At 73.3% G+C, this 18,008-nt stretch carries 11 protein-coding genes; 6 read left to right on the top strand and 5 right to left on the bottom strand.

What is annotated here, in order from left to right; all coding sequences use genetic code 11:
- Positions 1-52 precede the first annotated feature (52 nt).
- From ilvD to AC0QU1_RS08790, 3 genes are all read left to right on the top strand, one after another.
- The gene (gene ilvD, locus AC0QU1_RS08800) at positions 53-1,759 is read left to right on the top strand and encodes a dihydroxy-acid dehydratase (RefSeq protein ID WP_483576011.1); all 1,707 of its coding nucleotides are present in this window, start codon (positions 53-55) and stop codon (positions 1,757-1,759) included.
- A gap of 96 nt (positions 1,760-1,855) precedes the next feature.
- Positions 1,856-3,058 carry an MFS transporter gene (locus tag AC0QU1_RS08795; RefSeq protein WP_483576010.1) on the top strand — a complete coding sequence of 401 codons (1,203 nt, stop codon included), beginning with the start codon at positions 1,856-1,858 and terminating at the stop codon, positions 3,056-3,058.
- A 249-nt stretch (positions 3,059-3,307) separates the two neighbouring features.
- Positions 3,308-4,642, top strand: coding sequence for a purple acid phosphatase family protein (locus AC0QU1_RS08790; protein ID WP_483576009.1), 1,335 nt, complete (start codon positions 3,308-3,310; stop codon positions 4,640-4,642).
- Here AC0QU1_RS08790 and AC0QU1_RS08785 read toward each other — a convergent pair.
- Positions 4,629-5,795, bottom strand: a complete 1,167-nt coding sequence (locus AC0QU1_RS08785) for a helix-turn-helix transcriptional regulator (protein WP_483576008.1) — start codon at positions 5,793-5,795, stop codon at positions 4,629-4,631. The two genes, AC0QU1_RS08790 and AC0QU1_RS08785, sit on opposite strands and share 14 nt — an antisense overlap.
- A 204-nt stretch (positions 5,796-5,999) precedes the next feature.
- Between AC0QU1_RS08785 and AC0QU1_RS08780 the strand changes: the two genes are divergently transcribed.
- On the top strand, positions 6,000-6,425 hold the full coding sequence (locus AC0QU1_RS08780; RefSeq protein ID WP_483576007.1) for a VOC family protein: 426 nt from the start codon (positions 6,000-6,002) through the stop codon (positions 6,423-6,425).
- 264 nt (positions 6,426-6,689) lie between these two features.
- On the opposite strand, the gene AC0QU1_RS08775 is transcribed toward AC0QU1_RS08780, so the two are convergent.
- On the bottom strand, positions 6,690-8,234 hold the full coding sequence (locus AC0QU1_RS08775) for a peptide MFS transporter (protein ID WP_483576006.1): 1,545 nt from the start codon (positions 8,232-8,234) through the stop codon (positions 6,690-6,692).
- A 112-nt stretch (positions 8,235-8,346) separates the two neighbouring features.
- Here AC0QU1_RS08775 and AC0QU1_RS08770 point away from each other — a divergent pair, with 112 nt between their 5' ends.
- Positions 8,347-9,279: an LLM class flavin-dependent oxidoreductase gene (locus AC0QU1_RS08770; RefSeq protein WP_483576005.1), complete on the top strand. Its 933-nt coding sequence runs from the start codon at positions 8,347-8,349 to the stop codon at positions 9,277-9,279.
- Positions 9,280-9,405: 126 nt separating this feature from the next.
- On the opposite strand, the gene AC0QU1_RS08765 is transcribed toward AC0QU1_RS08770, so the two are convergent.
- Positions 9,406-10,077: a cytochrome b gene (locus AC0QU1_RS08765; RefSeq protein ID WP_483576004.1), complete on the bottom strand. Its 672-nt coding sequence runs from the start codon at positions 10,075-10,077 to the stop codon at positions 9,406-9,408.
- Positions 10,078-10,441: 364 nt separating this feature from the next.
- On the opposite strand from AC0QU1_RS08765, the gene AC0QU1_RS08760 reads away from it, so the two are divergent.
- Positions 10,442-11,950 carry a lipase maturation factor family protein gene (locus AC0QU1_RS08760; protein WP_483576003.1) on the top strand — a complete coding sequence of 503 codons (1,509 nt, stop codon included), beginning with the start codon at positions 10,442-10,444 and terminating at the stop codon, positions 11,948-11,950.
- 54 nt (positions 11,951-12,004) lie between these two features.
- On the opposite strand, the gene AC0QU1_RS08755 is transcribed toward AC0QU1_RS08760, so the two are convergent.
- Entirely contained in the window at positions 12,005-13,315 is a 1,311-nt protein-coding gene (locus tag AC0QU1_RS08755) for a family 43 glycosylhydrolase (protein WP_483576002.1), read from the bottom strand.
- Positions 13,316-13,561: 246 nt separating this feature from the next.
- A complete protein-coding gene (locus AC0QU1_RS08750) occupies positions 13,562-18,007 on the bottom strand; it encodes an FtsK/SpoIIIE domain-containing protein (RefSeq protein WP_483576001.1) in 4,446 nt (1,481 codons plus the stop codon).
- Position 18,008: the final 1 nt, after the last annotated feature.

Raw genomic sequence — 18,008 nt, 5'->3', positions numbered from 1 at the left:
GTGACTGCGCCACCAAGACCGGGCAGAATGCGGGAGGCATCGAGGAGGATCCATGACCAGCGCAGACAACCCCGTCGACATCAAGCCCCGCTCCCGCCAGGTGACCGACGGTCTCGAGGCCACCGCGTCCCGTGGCATGCTCCGCGCCGTCGGGCTGGGCGACGACGACTTCGCCAAACCCCAGATCGGCGTCGCGAGCTCGTGGAACGAGATCACGCCGTGCAACCTCTCGCTCGACCGGCTGGGCAAGGCCGCCAAGGAGGGGGTGCACGCCTCGGGCGGCTATCCGCTGGAGTTCGGCACCATCTCCGTCTCCGACGGCATCTCGATGGGCCACGAGGGCATGCACTTCTCGCTCGTGTCGCGCGACGTCATCGCCGACTCGGTCGAGACGGTCATGCAGGCCGAGCGGCTGGACGGCTCCGTGCTGCTGGCCGGGTGCGACAAGTCGCTGCCCGGCATGCTGATGGCGGCGGCGCGCCTGGACCTCTCCAGCGTGTTCCTCTACGCGGGCTCGATCATGCCGGGCTGGGTCAAGCTGTCGGACGGCACGGAGAAGCAGGTCACGATCATCGACGCCTTCGAGGCGGTCGGGGCGTGCGCGCGCGGGCTGATGAGCGAGGAGGACGTCGGCCGCATCGAGCGGGCCATCTGCCCCGGCGAGGGGGCGTGCGGCGGCATGTACACCGCCAACACGATGGCGTCGGCGGCCGAGGCGCTCGGCATGTCCCTGCCGGGGTCCGCGGCGCCGCCGTCGGCCGACCGCCGGCGCGACACGTGGGCGCACCGGTCGGGCGAGGCCGTGGTGAACCTGCTGCGCCAGGGCATCACGGCGCGCGACATCATGACCAAGGAGGCGTTCGAGAACGCCATCGCCGTCGTCATGGCGTTCGGCGGGTCCACGAACGCGGTGCTGCACCTGCTCGCCATCGCCTACGAGGCCGAGGTGGACCTCACCCTCGACGACTTCTCCCGCATCGCCGACCGCGTGCCGCACCTGGGTGACCTCAAGCCGTTCGGGAGCTACGTGATGAACGACGTCGACCGGATCGGCGGCGTCCCTGTGGTCATGAAGGCGCTGCTGGACGCGGGGCTGCTGCACGGCGACGTCATGACCGTCACGGGCCGCACCATGGCCGAGAACCTCGCCGAGATCGCCCCGCCCGACCCGGACGGCAAGATCCTGCGCGCCATGGACAACCCGATCCACCGGACCGGCGGCATCACCATCCTGCACGGGTCGCTCGCGCCGGAGGGCGCCGTGGTGAAGTCGGCGGGCTTCGACTCCGACGTGTTCGAGGGGACCGCGCGCGTCTTCGAGCGCGAACGCGGCGCGCTGGACGCCCTGGAGGACGGGACCATCCAGGCCGGCGACGTCGTCGTCATCCGCTACGAGGGGCCGAAGGGCGGGCCGGGCATGCGCGAGATGCTCGCCATCACCGGCGCCATCAAGGGCGCGGGCCTCGGCAAGGACGTGCTGCTCATCACGGACGGCCGGTTCTCCGGCGGCACCACCGGCCTGTGCGTCGGGCACATCGCGCCCGAGGCCGTCGACGCCGGGCCCATCGCCTTCGTGCGCGACGGCGACCGCATCCGCCTGGACGTGTCCGCCAAGACCCTCGACCTGCTCGTGGAACCGGACGAGCTGGCGGCCCGCAAGGACGGCTGGGCGCCGCTGGCCCACGGCTACCAGCGCGGGGTGCTGGCCAAGTACACGAAGCTCGTCGGGTCGGCGTCGCGGGGTGCGGTGCTCGAATGAGGTGCGGGGTTCCGCGCCCTCCGGTCGGTCGCGCGGAACTTCTCGCTCTGTGACACGGAGTCGTTGCCGCGGCTAACTATCTGGCACGATGGCGGTGTGACGGGAACGGGTGAGGTCGGCGACGATCCGGAGTTCCGTTTCCGTGACATCGCCGTCGTCGCCTACCTGCCGTCCGTCGTCAGCTCGGTGGGCCACGGCGCCGTGATGCCCGTGCTGGCGATCCACGCCGGCGACCTGGGCGCGACCACGGCCCTCGCGGCGTTCGTGGTGGCGCTGCTGGGCATCGGGCAGCTCGCCAACTCCCTGCCGTCGGGCGCGCTGGTGGCCCGGCTCGGCGAGCGCCGCACCCTCGTGATCGCCGGTCTCGTCGACGCGGCGGCCATGCTGGTGGCCTTCCTCGTCCCGTCCGTCTGGCTGCTGTGCCTGTGCGTGTTCGTCAGCGGCATGAGCTGGACGGCGTTCCTGCTCGCCCGGCAGGGGTTCCTCATCGACGCCGTGCCGATCAGCCACCGGGCCAGGGGCATGGCGCTGCTGGGCGGGTCGATGCGCCTGGGGATCCTGATCGGCCCGCTGCTCGGGGCCCTGCTGATCCACTTCCTCGGGGTCCGGTCGGTCTTCGTGCTCGCGGCGGGCGCGTCGCTCGTCTCGGCGCTGATCGTGACCCGCATGCCCGACTTCGGCCGGGTGGCCCGCGGGATCGCGCCGCTGCCGGTGCGCACAGTGCTGTGGGAGCACCGGCGCACGCTGCTCACGCTCGGCGTGGCCGTCATCATCATCGGCGCCTCCCGGTCGGTGCGGACCGGCCTGCTGCCGCTGTGGGCCGACCACGTGCACATCGAGCCGGCGGTGGTCTCCCTGCTGTTCGCGGTGGCCGCCACCATCGACATCCTGCTCACGCTGCCCGGCGGCTGGCTGCTGGACACCCGCGGTCGGCAGGTGGTGGCGGTGCCGGTGGTCCTCGCCGTCGGCGTCGGCTGCCTGCTGCTCCCGCTCGCGGACTCCGCGCTCACGGTCGGGGCGGTGATGGCGCTCATCGCGCTGGGCAACGGCCTGGGCTCTGGCATCGTGATGACCCTCGGCGCCGACGCCGCGCCCGAGGAGGGCCGCGCGCAGTTCCTCGGCGGCTGGCGGCTGTGCGGCGACATCGGCAACACCGGCGGGCCGCTGCTCGTCTCGGCCGTGGCCGCCGTCGCACCGCTGGCCGCCGCGCCCGTGCTGATCGGCCTGCTGGCGCTGGCGGGCGCGGTCTGGGTCGGCTACTGGACCGGGAAAGCCGACCGGCGGCGGCTGGGCGGATAGCTGGCGTCTGGGCGGATAGCTGCCGTCGTGCGGTCGGTTGCCCCGCGGGCGGACGTTGCCGTGAGTAGACGGCATCGACTCACAGCAACACAGGTCCGGGAGGCGATCGCTCCCCTGACGTCGCCGTCCGGCCGCGTAAGCCTCATGAGTCCTGTCGGCGGAGTTCAGCAGCGATTCACCCGGTCGCCACGCCCTCCCGCGAGCATGAACGCGCACGCCCAGCCCGATCCCAGCCGATCTGGAGGAACGATGCCGTCCACGCCCAGCACGCCGACGACTCACGCAGCGCAGACACCCGCAGCGCCGGCTCGCACCGCGCCGACCACCCCCGGAACCTCACGACGCCGCAAGATCGTCGCCCTGTCCGTCGCGGTCGCCGCCACCGTGGCGATCGGCGCACAGGCCGTGACCGCGCAGGCCGCCGCCGCGCCGGACCGCGTGACCCTCAGCCCGACGGCGACGCCGTCGACCAGCCAGACCGTCACCTGGCGCACCACCACCGACGCCGCCTCCCAGGTGCAGCACGAGCCGGTGGCGGGCGGCGCCGTCGTGACCACGGCGGGTACCGGCACCGGCGAGGCCGGCGGCGGCTACTACCACCGCGCCACGCTGGAGGGCCTGCAGCCCGGCACGGCGTACCGCTACCGCGTGGGCGACGGCGCCACGTGGAGCGAGTGGCACCAGCTCACGACGGCCGGCGCCGCGGGCGAGCCGTTCCGGTTCCTCTACTTCGGCGACGTCCAGAACGACATCACCGCCGGGGCGGCGCACGTCGTCCGCGCCGCCTACGCGGCCGTCCCCGACGCCAAGGTCGCGGTGCACGCGGGCGACCTGATCAACGACGCCGACGACAACGGCCAGTGGGGCGAGTGGTTCGCCGCCCAGGGCCCGCAGTCGGCGTCGGTCAACCACGTCGCGGCGATCGGCAACCACGAGTACGACGTGTGGGACGTGTCGGAGTTCTGGAACCGCCAGTTCCCGGGCACCGGCAACGGCCCGGGCGACGACGACCTGGACGACACCGTCTGGTACACGGACTACCAGGGCGTGCGGTTCGTGGTGCTGAACAGCAACTACACCAACGCGCCGTGGCTGGACGTCGACGACTGGATGGAGGACCAGGAGGCCTGGCTCGAGGGCGTGCTCACCAACAACCCGAACCGGTGGACGGTGGTGGCCTTCCACCAGCCGGTGTTCGCGAACAGCGAGGGCCGCACGGGCCTCGTCGTCCGCGAGTACTGGCTGGACCTGTTCGAGGAGCACGACGTCGACCTCGTGCTGCAGGGCCACGACCACTCCTACGGCCGCGGCAACCTGCGCGCCAACCGCCTCGGCGCGGACTCGCACACGGGCCCCGTCTACACGGTCGCGGTCACCGGCCCCAAGTTCTACGAGCCGGCCACCGCGGACTGGATCGCGGGCGGCGCCGAGGTGCGCGCCCAGCACGGCCAGACGCAGACGTACCAGGTCGTGTCGGTGACGGCGGACCGGCTCACCTACGAGGCCCGCACCGCCGACGGCGCCGTGGTGGACGGGTTCACCGTGGACAGGTCGGGCGGCACGAAGGTCGTCACCGACCGCTGACCGCGCCGAAGCGCGCGGCGAGCAACCCGAACGCCTCCACGAGCTCTGGCGGCCGCACGTCGGTGACCTCGGCGTCGAACCGGCCGACCGCGGCCGCCAGAGCGACCCACGACCACGACCCCAGCACGAGCCGGCAGCGGTCCGGCCCGAGCTCCTCGACTATCCCGTCCGGCACGTAAGGGATGACGTCGCGCGCCGGGAGGGCCAGCACGACCTCGCCGGTGCAGGGCCAGGCGTCGGGGCAGGTCGTGGTGGCCGTGCTCGCCGCGCCGTTCGTGCTGGCCGTGCCAGGTGCGCCAGACGCGCCGTTCGCGCCAGACGTGCCGGCCGAATGCCCCTTGAACCGGGCGGACAGGAACCTGCCGACGTCCCCGCCGGGCACCGCCCGCGGCGAGAACCGGGGGCCGGTGGGGGTCCGCGGCGTCATCCGGTCGAGCCGGAACACCCGCCAGTCGGCACGGTCGAGGTCCCACGCGACGAGGTACCAGTGCCCGCCGCTCGCCGCGACGTGGTGCGGCTCGACCCGCCGCGGCGCTGGTCGGTCGGCCGAGGCGGCGCCGCCTGGTCGGCTGTCTGGTGCGCTGCTCGGAGTCCTGCCTGGTGCGCTGCCAAGGGTCGTGCCAGAGGAGCTGTCCGATGTGGAACCTGCGGCCGGGTACCCGCTACCCACTGCCGTGTAGTCGAACCGCAGCACCTCGCGCGTTGTCACGGCACCGCTCACCGCTAACAGCACGCCCGGGTCGACCTTCGGGGTCGACAAGCCGGAAGTGGGCACCGTCGTGAACGTCACGCCGTCGACCCGGTGCCGCAGGAGGGAGGGCAGCACCTGGCGCACCGTGGCCAGGGCGCGCGCCGCCGTCTCCTCGACCTCGGCCCCGGAGGCGGACGCCATCCGCAGGGCAACTGCCAGGGCAACCGCCTGGTCGTCGTCGAACAGCAGCGGCGGCAGCTCCGAACCGGCGTCGAGCCGGTAGCCCCCGTCGGGCCCCTTGATCGCGCGGATGCGGTAGCCGAGCTCGCGCAGCCGGTCCACGTCGCGGCGCACCGTACGTGAGCTGACGGCCAGCCGCTCGGCGAGCACCTGGCCGGACCAGTCGCGCCGGGTCTGCAGCAGCGACAGCAGCCTCAGCATCCGCGATGGTGCGTCCGTCATGGAATCCATTCTCGGTGGAGAAGTGGACATGGGCTGGCCGCTTCTGTTGGGAGTCTCGTGCTGCGGCCGGTGAACGGACCGGGCGCATCACCGCTCGCGGTGCCGTTCCCGACGGCACTCCCGACGCGGTCCCCCTGTGATCCCGATGCATTCCTGATGCATTTCCGATGCATCTCCGATGCACTCCCGATGGAAGGAAAAACCATGGCAATCAACGTGACCCCGCACCTGAACTTCCGCGGCGACGCCCGCGAGGCGCTGGAGTTCTACCGGTCAGTCTTCGGCGGCGAGCTCGTCGTCATCACCTACGCGGACATGGGGAACGGCTCCGACCCGCAGACCGCCGACAACGTCGTGTGGGGGCAGGTCGCGACCGACGACGGCTTCCGCATCATGGCCTACGACGTCTACCCGCACCTACCGTGGGACCAGGGGCAGGACCCGTTCTTCGTGTCCGTGCGCGGCACCGACCCCGCGGAGCTCCAGGGCTACTGGGACAAGCTGGCCGACGGCGCGACCGTCAAGCAGCCGATCGGCCCGTCCCAGTGGGCGCCGCTGTACGGGCAGCTCACCGACCGGTTCGGCGTCACCTGGGTCCTCGACATCGCGGCAGCGCCCGTCGCCCCCTGAGCACCCCACCGGCTGACCGCGCCGTCGGCTGACCGCGCCGTCGGCCAACCACGCCGTCGGCCAACCGCACGGCCGGCCAACGCACGGCCGGCCAACGCACGGCCGGCCAACGCACGGCCGGCCAACCGCGCCGTCCGCCAACCGCGGGCGACTGCCCGCGCCCAGCCCCTTCCCTTCGAGACCGAGGTTTCTTCGCTTTGAGGCAGTTCAAAGCGAAGAAACCTCGGTCTCGAAGAGACGTCTCGAAGAGAAGGACGGAGCAGCTCACTCGCCCGCCGTGTGCACGCCCTCCAGCCGGTCGGCCCGGCGCACGTGCCGCGTGACCCACGGGCCGAGCAGCGCGAGGATCGCCGCGAAGGCCAGCGCCACCACGCCGATGCCGCCGAAGTACACGGTGTCCGACGCGTCCGCCGTGGCCTGGACGAGCTGCGCCGTGATCGCCTGCCCGGCCGCGGGCGCGAGGAACCACAGGGCCATCGCCTGGCCCTGGTAGGCGCGGGGCGCGAGCAGGGTGGTCGCGGCCAGGCCCACCGGCGAGAGGCAGAGCTCGCCGAGCGTCTGGATCACGTAGACGGCGGCCAGCACCCAGCCCGGCGTCAGGCCGTCGCCCGCCGCGGCCGAGGCCCCGGCCAGCACGAGGAACGAGACGGCCGCGAGCGCCAGCCCGATCGCGAACTTGTACGGCGTGGGCGGTCGGTCGTGGGTGCGGACCCACAGCCAGGCGAACACCGGCGCCAGGATGATGATCGAGGCCGGGTTGATCGACTGGAAGAACTCGGGGCTCACGGTGAACCCGAGCACCTCGCGGGAGGTCCGGTCGGCGGCGAAGGTGGCGAGGGTGGTGGCCGCCTGCTCGAAGATCATGAAGAAGAGCATGGCCGCGACGAACAGCGGGATGTAGGCGAGCAGGCGGGGGCGTTCGGCGTCGGTCACGCGGGGCGAGCGGTACATGACGACGAAGAACGCGACCGGGGCGAGGAACGCGACGTAGCTGAGGGTGTCGATGAGGGCGAGCACGCCCCACTGGCCCGACACCAGCCGCGCCACGAGGTACACCACCACGACGGCGGCCAGGACGACGGCGAACATCCGCGCGACGGCGGGCCGTTCCTCGGGCCGGACGGGGTTGGGTACGTCGTCGCCTGCGCCGCGCAGGTGCTTGCGGCCCAGCACGAAGAAGACGAGCGCGACGGCCATGCCGACCGCGGCGACGGAGAACCCGGCGTGGTAGCCCCACAGGCCGCGGACGGCGCCGACGATGATCGGCGAGAAGAGCGAGCCGATGTTGATCCCCATGTAGAAGATCTGGAACGCGGCCTCGCGCCTGGGGTCCTGCCGGTCGTACAGGGCGCCGACCATCGAGGACACGTTCGGCTTGAGCAGGCCGGTGCCGAGCGCGACCAGCACGATCCCGAGGTAGGAGAACCCGGCCGCGGGGATCGCGAGGCACACGTGGCCCGCCGCGATGATGATGCCGCCGTAGAGCGTGGAGCGCCGCGCGCCGATCACGTGGTCCGCGAGCCAGCCGCCGACCACGGACAGCAGGTAGACGCCGGTGCCGTAGATCGAGACCACCGCCTCGCCCAGGGTCTGGTCGAGGCCGAGGCCGCCGTTCGCGATGGTGTCGGTCAGGTAGTAGACCAGGATGGCGCGCATGCCGTAGTAGCTGAAGCGCTCCCACAGCTCGGTCGTGAACAGCGTCATCAGGCCGAGCGGATGCCCGAAGAACCGCCGGTCGCCGGCCAGCGCGGCCGCCGGGGCGGAGTCGGGGCCGGGTCGTGGGGGCGGCGTCGCCGAGCCTGTGCTCATGTCCCGATCGTCCGCGCGTTGCGGACGGCGCGCATGTCGGGCGGCCCTGGGGATCACCTGTGACGGGCTGCTAACGTCAGGTTTCGTCGGTGCCGGACAGAGGGGTCCAGACATGACCAGACCGTTCCGATTCGGGGTAGTGACCCCGGTGCTGACCGACCTGCCCGCGTGGCGCGACCGGGTCCGCAGGATCGCCGACGCCGGCTATTCGACGCTGCTCATGCCCGACGTCCCGAGCTGGCAGCCGGCGCCCGCACCGACGCTCGCCTTCGCGGCGGCCCAGACCGACCTGCGCGTGGGCACCTGGGTCTACGCCTCCCCGTTCCGCCCGGCCTGGAGCATCGCGTGGGAGGCGCACTCCCTGTCCGTGCTCACCGAGGGCCGCTTCGAGCTGGGCATCGGCACCGGGCGGCCGGGGATCGAGGACGAGCTCCGCACCCTCGGGATACCCGTGACCCCGCCGCCCGAACGCCTGGCCGTGGTGCGGCAGGCCGTCGCCACGCTGCGCGACCTGGACGGGCCCGACCTGCACACGCCGGTCGTGATGGCCGTGCGCGGGCCGAGAGCCCAGGCGCTGGCCACCGAGGTCGCCGACACGGTCACCATCGCGGCGATGCCGGACGACAGCCGTGCTGACGTGGCGAGGCGGGCGCGCGCGTTCCGCGCGGTACGGAACGTCGGGATTGCACAGGACGCCGGGACTGCAGGGGACGCCTGGACGGCACAGGACGCCGAGGCCGAACGGGACGCCGGGACTGCACGGCCCGCCGAGGCTGCCCAACACGCCGAGGCCGAACGGGACGTCGAGCTCGCGCTCCACGTGCCCGTCGTCGGCGACCGTGTGGCGCCGTTCATGGCGCCCCCGGACATCGACACGGCCGCGCTACGCGAGGCCGACTCGCTGGCCTACCTCCCCGACGACCCCGCGGCGGCGGCCGAGGAGATCCACCGGCGGCGCGAGGAGATCGGCTACTCCTACTTCGTCTTCGGGGCGGACTTCGCCGAACGGCTCGCACCGGTCGTCGCCGAGCTCTCCGGACGGTAGGCGACGTGGGCGCGTGACGCCGGCCGTACCGTGGGCGAGGCCGTTCCTCCGGCGGGTCGGGCGGCGCGACCGCGATGTCGCCCGCCGCGAAGACGCCCAGCAGGCCGCACCTCCAGCAGGTCGCCCTCAGGCAGGCCGCCCCCACAGCATCCGCCCGACCACCCGCCGTCGTACCACCACGCCGACGTGCACCGCGAGCGCCGCGTAGAAGCACAGGTGCGCCGCGATGTGCAGCGGAACGAGGTCGCTGCTGCCGACCACCAGCGCGATCCCGGTCGCCGGGACCACGAACAGCAGCCCGAGCAGGATGCGCTCGGCCCAGTGCAGGATCTTCCGGTCGGTCTCGGTGAGCCGCGCGTCCCAGGGCGGCAGCGGCGTGGTGCTGCGCCAGACCACCCGCAGGACGGCGACCGCGATGATCGACAGCCCGATCACGACGTGCCACCCGGGCAGCGTCAGCCCGACCCCGCCAACCTCACTGCCGGTCCCACCGCCGAAGAGGTCGCCCGCCCACAGATCGGACCACGCGGAGCCGACGGCGTCGTCGGCGTCCTGCTCGCGGAGCTCCTGCGCCTGCTCGCACCGGTCCTCCTGCCGGTCGAGCCGGTCCTCCTCCGCGTCGGACGTGTCACCACCGCTGCGGTCCTCGCCCGGCGGGTCGCAGTCGACGTCGGGCACGTCGCCGTCGGCGTCCATCACGTAACCGACCGTGAACTGGGCCACCAGCAGGCCGACGGTGAGCCAGTGCAGGACCTTCGTGACGATGCCGTACCCGTGCTCGACGTTGCGCCACCTCATGGCGGCAACCTCACAGCAGGGCGACCCGGTCTGTCCAGCCCGAACCGTCCGGCCCGCCCCGTCTCTCCGCCCACCGACCCAGACCTCCCGGCGCCGAACCGCAAGTTGGTCCCCACTCCCGTCGCCGAACCGCGGGGTTGTGGTCATCGCGGGCGCCGAACCGCAAGGTAGACGTCCATCAGCGCCGATCAGGACACACAACATTCGGTTCGGCGGCGTTGGTGACCGGGAACTTGCGGTTCGACGCCCGCGATGACCAAGAACCTGCGGTTCGGCTGCCGGCGACCAAGAACCTGCGGTTCGGCGCCGGTGGATCGACGTCCGACTTGCGGTTCGGCGGGCCGGGACCCGATAGCGTGGCGACATGGCAGCAGCTCTGCCCGACTGGCTCGGCTGGTGGTCGAGCGCGGACTACGACGTCGCGCGCGCCGTGCTCCAGCGCGGCTTCGGCGCGCTGTACGCGCTCGCGTTCTGGTGCGTGCTGCGCCAGTTCCGGCCGCTGCTCGGTGAGCGCGGCCTGCAGCCGGTCCCGGAGCTCGTGGCGCGCACCGGCTGGCGGAGCGGCCCGTCGCTGTTCCGGTGGCGGTACTCCGACCGCCTGCTGGTGGCGTGCGCGTGGGCGGGCGTGCTGCTCGGGGTGAGCGCCGTCGTCGGGCTGCCGCAGGCCGGGCCCTGGTGGGTACCAGCCCTCGTCTTCCTCGTGCTGTGGTGGCTCTACCTGTCGGTGGTCAACGTCGGGCAGACCTTCTACGCCTTCGGCTGGGAGTCCCTCCTGTGCGAGGCGGGCTTCCTGGTGGCGTTCCTCGGGTCCGACGGCGTGGGCGTGCCCCTCCTGACGATCCTGGCCGTGCGCTGGCTGCTCTTCCGCGTGGAGCACGGCGCGGGCCTGATCAAGTGGCGCGGCGACCCCGCCTGGCGGGACGGCACGGCCCTGTACTACCACCACGAGACGCAGCCCATGCCCGGCCCGCTGTCCTGGCACGCCCACCACCTGCCGCGCTGGTGGCACCGGTTCGAGGCGGGGGGCACCCACGTGAGCCAGCTCCTGGTCCCGTGGCTGCTGTTCCTCCCGCAGCCCTTCCCGTCCGTCGCGGGCGGCGTCTTCGTGCTCACCCAGGCGTGGCTGGTGGTCACCGGCAACTTCGCGTGGCTCAACTGGGCCACGATCGTCCTGGCCCTCGGCGTGATCAGCGACGGCACGTGGGCTTGGCTCGGCGCCCTGGTGGGGCTGCCCGGTCTGCCCGACGGCGGCGCGCCGGCTGCGGCGGCCGGCTCGCCGTCGGCGCCGCTCACCTGCGTGATCGTGGTGAGCGCCGTCGCGCTGCTGCTGCTCGTGCTGTCGGTGCGGCCGGCGCGCAACCTCGCGTCGCGGCACCAGCGGATGAACGCGAGCTTCGAGCCGTTCCGCCTGGTCAACGCCTACGGCGCGTTCGGCTCGGTCACCCGGCGCCGCGACGAGATCACCGTCGAGGGCACGCTCGCCGAGCATCCCGGGCCGGACGACTGGGTCGAGTACGGGTTCCGGGGCAAGCCCGGCCCCGTCGACCGGCGTCCGCCGCAGGTGGCGCCCTACCACCTGCGGCTGGACTGGCTGATGTGGTTCATCCCCCTGGGCCACCCGGCCGGGTGGTTCACGGAGTTCCTGCGCCGGCTGCTCGAAGCGGACCAGCCGACCCTGCGGCTGCTGCGCCGGGACCCGTTCGGCGGACGCCCACCGCACGCCGTCCGCGCCGTGCTCCACCGCTACCGCTATACGACGCCCGAGGAGCGGCGCCGCACGGGCGCCTGGTGGGTGCGGGAGCGGCTGCGCGTCGTGGTCGACCCGGTGCGGCTCGCGGGCGGGGAGCTCAGGGCGGCGCCGAGCGGGCTCTAGTCGTCGAGCGGGCTCTAGCCAGTACGCTGCTGTCGAGCAACGAGGAGGCGCCGGCTAACCGCGACGCCTGACGTACAGGCGGCCGCCGTCGGGCCCGGTCCACTCCACGCGGACGACGCCGGGCACGGCGGCGTCGCCCACGCGGGACGGGTCGGCCCAGTAGCCCGCCACCGGGTTGCGGAAGAACGTCGCCCAGAGCCGGCCCTGGTGGTCCCGGAAGAAGTTGTTGTGCCCGGCGCCCACCCCGGCGGTCCACCGCCGCGAGTACGGCCCCTCGAAGCGGTCCGCGACGGCGACGACGGCGTCGTACTGGTACTGCACGCGGCCCGTGCCGGCGGGGTCGTAGGCGTGCCGGGCGCTGCCGTCGGCGTTGGTCGACGTGCGGTCCCACGCCGCGTGCAGGAGGTAGTACCTGCCGCCGTGCTTGAACACGTAGGCGCCCTCCAGGTACGGCTCGGGCGAGTACGGCACCTGTTGGAACCGCGGCACGCCGGTGGCCGGGACGATGTCCTCCATGTCGTCCCGGAACCGCGCGTAGAGGTGGTTGTGCAGCACGAGCCAGGCGTCGTCGCCCTCGGCGAAGAGGCTGCCGTCGATGTGGTGGTAGGCGCCCGGCTCGATGAAGCCAGGTCCCCCGATGAACGGGTCGCCGAACGGCTTGGCGAGGTTGCCCTCGGCCACCCGGTACGGGCCCGCGACGCCGCCCTCGCTCACCAGCATGAACGACCCCACCTTGCGCGAATGGTCGCCCATGCACGCGACGAGGTACCAGGTGCCGCGGAAGTAGTGCAGCTCGGGCGCCCAGGCGTTGCCGCGCTTGCCGAACTGGCCGTCGTCGTACCAGTACTCCTGCCACGGCGCGACGACGGTGCGGCCCGGCCGGTTCTCGCCCACGAACTCGGGCGACCACACCTTGCCCCGGGCCGCGCCGGGCCGGATGCCGGTCGTGTCGGCCAGGGTCCACGGCCCGCGCAGGGCCGGGGCCACCCACACGTAGATACCGTCGTTCCACGGCCCGGCCGCGGCGAGCCCCGGCGAGCGGGTGGTGCCGGTGGCGACGTAGAGCGGGCGCCCGCCGACCATGAAGCAGTTCACGTAGGTGTCGCGCATCCAGACGCGGCCGAGCTCCCGGTCCTGGGGGCGCAGCTCGAGCGGCAGCACGAAGGAGTTGTCGTCCCGCGGCCACAGGTCCGGCCGGACGTCGGCCACGCCGTAGGGCTCGGGGTCGGGCCAGTTGGCCGGGTAGCGCCCGGCCCGTCCGGCGTCCGACGGCGCCAGCCCGGCCACCAGCGAACCCGCGACCCCGGCCGCACCCGCCAGGAGCGACCGCCGGTCGAGGGGAAACCCGTTCTCGAAGCCAGTCATCGGACGTGTCCTCCTTCCGCGCACGGCGCCGCTGCCGCGCGTCGGACGCGACGGTAACCAGACTCCTTTCGACGCTCAAGACGCGACAGAAAGGTCGCCGGCACGAATGAATCGGACCACCGTCCGGTGCCGAACCGAAGGCTGCACGTCGATCGTGCCTCGGATCGACATGTCACCTTCGGTTCGGCGGCCGGATGTGCGGACAACTTGCGGCTCGGCGCCGACGGCGATACTCGGCGGCGATCCTCAGAGCGTCGGCACCAGCAACGTCATCAGCTCGCCCGACCCCAGGTGCACCAGCGCCTTGGCCGGCGTGATCTGCGTGGCGACGGACGACCGCGGCAGGCTCGCCCCCACGAGGTCGCCGTCGAACCGGTCCTGCGGGCTGAGCAGCGCTCCCCTCCGGTTCTTCTTGGCGTCGACCTGCCAGCCCGAGAACCCGCTGGCCACCTCGGAGGCGTCGCCACCGAGAACCAGCCCGCGCCGGTGGTCGGCGGCGGTGCGCAGGTAGGCGCGCAGCCAGGTCTTGGCGGGGACGTCGGCGACCAGCTCGGCGTCGTCGACGACCAGCACCACGGCGGCGTCGTCCGGGTCGAGGTGCGGCGCCAGCTCCTCCTCGGTGATGTCCGTGCCGGTCAGCACGGCGCGCACGCCGTCGCGGCCCGCGAAGTCGCGCAGGACGCTCTGCCGCGGCGCGATGACCACCACCTCGGTACCGCCGCGCAGCAGCGACTCGGTCATCACGGCGAGCATCGTGGACCGGCCGGACCTCGCGGGACCCGCCACGATGAAGGTCGGCGCGTCCCCGGCGAGGTCCATCCCGAACGCCGCCAGGTCGTCGCCGCCGACGCCGAGCAGCGCCCACATCGGCTTGGCCGCCTCCGGGCCGACGTACTGGTAGGCGGCGTCCACGGTGATCGTCGTCGGCAGGTCGTCGACCCGGAACGGCCCGGTGCCCGGGACGACGTCCTCCCGCTCCCGGATGCGGGCGGCGAGCTGGCGCGCGGCGCTCGTCTGGGCGCGACCCGACGGGTCGTCCCCGATGATCGCCACCTGCACCTCGAGGCCGCTACCGGACCGGAACGCCCGGCCGGGCTGGATCTCCTCCGGCAGCTTCTTGTGGTTGATGCCGGCCATCCCGTAGTCGAACCGGTCGGTGAGGCGCAGCACCAGGGAGTCGTCGGTGAGCACGCTCATCCGGCTGGAGAGCAGGCTCCGGTCGCCGGCGATCAGCAGGTGGATGCCCGCGCTCGCGCCGTCGCGCATGAGCTCCTGGACGGCCTCGACGAGCGCACCGCTGTCGGTCTCGCCGTAGGTGCTCAGGAAGCTCTCCCAGCGGTCGATCAGCACCAGGACGCGCGGCAGGCGCTCCCCCGGCCCCACGATCTCCCGCTGCTCGGTCACGCTCGCGAAGTTCCCGGCCGCCAGCACCTGCTGGCGCCGCGCGAGCTCCGCCTTCAGGCGGGTGAGCAGGCGGCTGGTCCGCTCCGCCTGCCCGCGCTGCACGACGGCGCCCGTGTGCGGCAGCTCGTTCAGCACCGTCAGCGCGCCGTTGCCGCAGTCGATCGCGTACAGGTGCAGGTCGGCCACGGACATCGCGTCCGCTGCGGCGAACGCCGTCGTGCGCAGCACGGTGGACCGGCCGCTGCCCGGCGCGCCGACGACGTACCGGTGCCCGAAGGAGTCCAGGTCGATCACGGCGGGACCCTGCCGCTGGTCGGCCGGCGAGTCCTCCATGGCCCACGCGAACTCCGACCCGGTGGTGGGCGCAGCGGTCGGCTTGGCCAGCATGTCGAGCGGGAGCAGGTCCGGCAGGGGCGGCAGCCACGGCCGGCGCGGGACCGGCCAGCCGCCGACGCGTGCCGTCTCGCGCAGGGTCTCGACCAGCGCCGCGAGGTCGGTCTCGACGTCCTCCCGGCGCTTGACGCGGGGGCGGCTGGGCGGCGGGGCGCCCAGGTCGGCGATGGGCACACGCGCGACGAACGGGGCCTCCACCTGCGTGGCGTCGGAGAGGGACAGCCGCCGTCCACCCACGCGGGCGGACTGGAACGGGACCAGGGAGGCGGCGCCGAGCCGGGCGTAGGCCCGGCCGGGCTGCGACTTGGCGATGTCAGCCGCGTCGTTCGCGTCGATGACGTCCTTCGACTCGCTCTTGTCCGTCATCCGCAGGGCGACGCGCAGGTTGGTGTTGGCGCGGATCTCCGGGGAGATGACGCCGGAGGGGCGCTGCGTGGCGAGGATGAGGTGGATGCCGAGCGAGCGACCCCGCTGGGCGATGTTGACCAGCCCGGACACGAAGTCGGGCAGCTCACGCGCCATCGAGGCGAACTCGTCGATCACGATCAGCAGGCGCGGCAGCGTGGGCCCGACGTACCCGCGGCCCTGCGCGTCGAGGTAGTCCTCCAGGTCCTTGGCCCCGGCGGCGGCCAGCACGTGCTCCCGGTAGGTGAGCTCGGCGCGGAGCGAGTCGAGCGCCCGCTCCACGAGGTGGGAGTCGAGGTCGGTGACCATGCCGACGGTGTGCGGGAGCTGCTCGCACTGGCTGAACGCCGCGCCGCCCTTGTAGTCCACGAGCACGAAGTTCATGGTCTCCGGGGTGTTCACCACGGCGAGCGACGCGACGACGGTCTGCAGGAACTCGGACTTGCCGGACCCGGTCGTGCCGCCCACGAGGGCGTGGGGCCCGTCCCGCACCAGGTCGAGCGCGAACGGCCCGTCCAGCGAGACGCCGATCACGGCCTCGGTGCTGCCCTTGCCGCCGTTCGAGATCATCCGCCAGCGCGCCTCCATCTGCGCGGCGTCGACCTCCTCGATGCCGAGCACCTCGACGAGGCGCGCCGAGTCCGGGATCAGCCCCTCACCCTCGGTGGCGGTCACGTCGTGGACGGCGGCGACGGCGCGCGCCACCGGCTCGTACCAGTCGTCCTCGACCTCGTCGACCAGGATCGACCGCAGGTCGTCGGTGTCCTGGCGGCGCAGCGTCATGCCGCCGTCGACGCGGGCGAGCGCCACGACCGTGCACTCCTCGGGCAGGAGCTGCTCGTCGCCGTCCAGGCAGACCACGCTGACGCCGACGCCGGGGCCGTCCCGCAGGATCGACACGACGCCGGGCAGGGCGCGCAGGCGGCGGGCGCCGTCGAGCACCACCACGACCTGCGGGCCGGCCATGGTCTTGCCGCCGGAGCCCTCCATGGCCGCGCGGCGCTGGGTGATCAGCGAGTTCACCTCGGCGACACGGGCGGCGAGCGTCTCCGTCGTCGTCCCGATCAGGGCGACGGCCTCCTGCCCGAACGACGGGCGGACGTGCGGCAGCCAGGCCGCCCACGCCCAGTCCTGCACGTGCTCCGAGCTGGTCAGCACGTAGACCTGGACGTCGCGCGGGCTTTGCAGCACCCCGAGCTGGCCCACCATCCACCGGGCCCGGCGCCGGGGCCAGTCGCCCGGCCCGGCCAGGCCGACGACGCCCGCCTCCTTGAGCGGCACCGTGACCGGCACCGACCGCACGGTCGCGCGGGTCTTGCGGCGGTGCTCCGGCTCGGCGCTGTCCTCGACCTCGACGCGGCTGGTCGCGTCCGCGAGCCCCAGCCGGACCGTGAGGTGGTCCCCGTCGGTGCTGCGGCGCTCCCACAAGCGGCGCGTGGGCGTGGTCGCGATGAGCCGCAGCTCGGCGGCGCCGGGGCTGGACACGCGGCGCCGGTGCTGCTCCCGCCGCACCGCGTCGAGCACCTCCTCCTCCAGGGCGGCGCGCTCCTCCGCGTGCTGCTTCAGCTTCTCCTTGTGCGTGGTGACGCCGTTGCGCTTCTGCATCCACCAGTTGCCCAGGCCCATCAGCGGCGACGCCAGGGCGAACATGAGGTAGAACGGCGACTGGAACACCCAGGCCATCACGATGCCCAGCACCGCGGGCATGGCCATCATGAGCCACGGCAGCGGGTTGCGGGCGGGCGCCGTCGGCTCGGCCGGCAGGCGGAAGCGCGTGGCCGGCATGGGCGGCAGCAGCCGCGGCGGCCGGTTGTAGTCCAGGTGCCCGGGCTCGGCGGCGGGCCGCAGGTCGGCGTCGGGCCGCGTGGCCGACTGGACCGTGAGCACGCTCGGGCCGATGCGGAGCTGCGTGCCCGCCGGCCACGGCGCCTCGTCCTCGCCCAGCGGGTCCTCCAGCCGGTCCAGGTGCACCTGCCTGCCGGCCGAGCGGGGGTCCGCGATGCGGCGCACCCGCACCCCGCCGTCCAGCGCGACGACGACGGCGAGCGCCGGGAGGCCACCCTCGCGCGGCTCGTCGACCCGGACCCGGCCGTCGGGGCCCACCTGCACGGTGGACTCCCCGACGCCGAGCCGGGCCACGGCGCCCGCGCCCGTGCCGCCGGTGACGCACAGGTCGACCGGGCCGCCCGAGGCGCCGTCGCGCAGGCCGGGTTCGGCGAAGGTGACGACGGCGCCGTCCCGGATGCCGGAGTCGGCGACGAGCAGCTCGGTGCCCGGGCCGGTCGCGTCCGGCATCCCGTGGACGGAGCGGTCCTGCACCCCGGAGCCCTGCACGACGGCGCGCCCGTCCACGTACATCGTGCTGCCGCGCGGCGCGCCGACCTCCGCGGCCAGCCGCTCGGCCAGCTCGGCCGCCCCGGTGCGGTCGTCCAGGTCGAGGGACAGGAGGGTCTCGCGCGCGCCGTGGCGAGCCGTGATCAGTGCGTGCATG

Source organism: Promicromonospora noduliphila (genome assembly GCF_056951025.1).
This window is presented reverse-complemented; position numbering and strand designations above follow the sequence as displayed.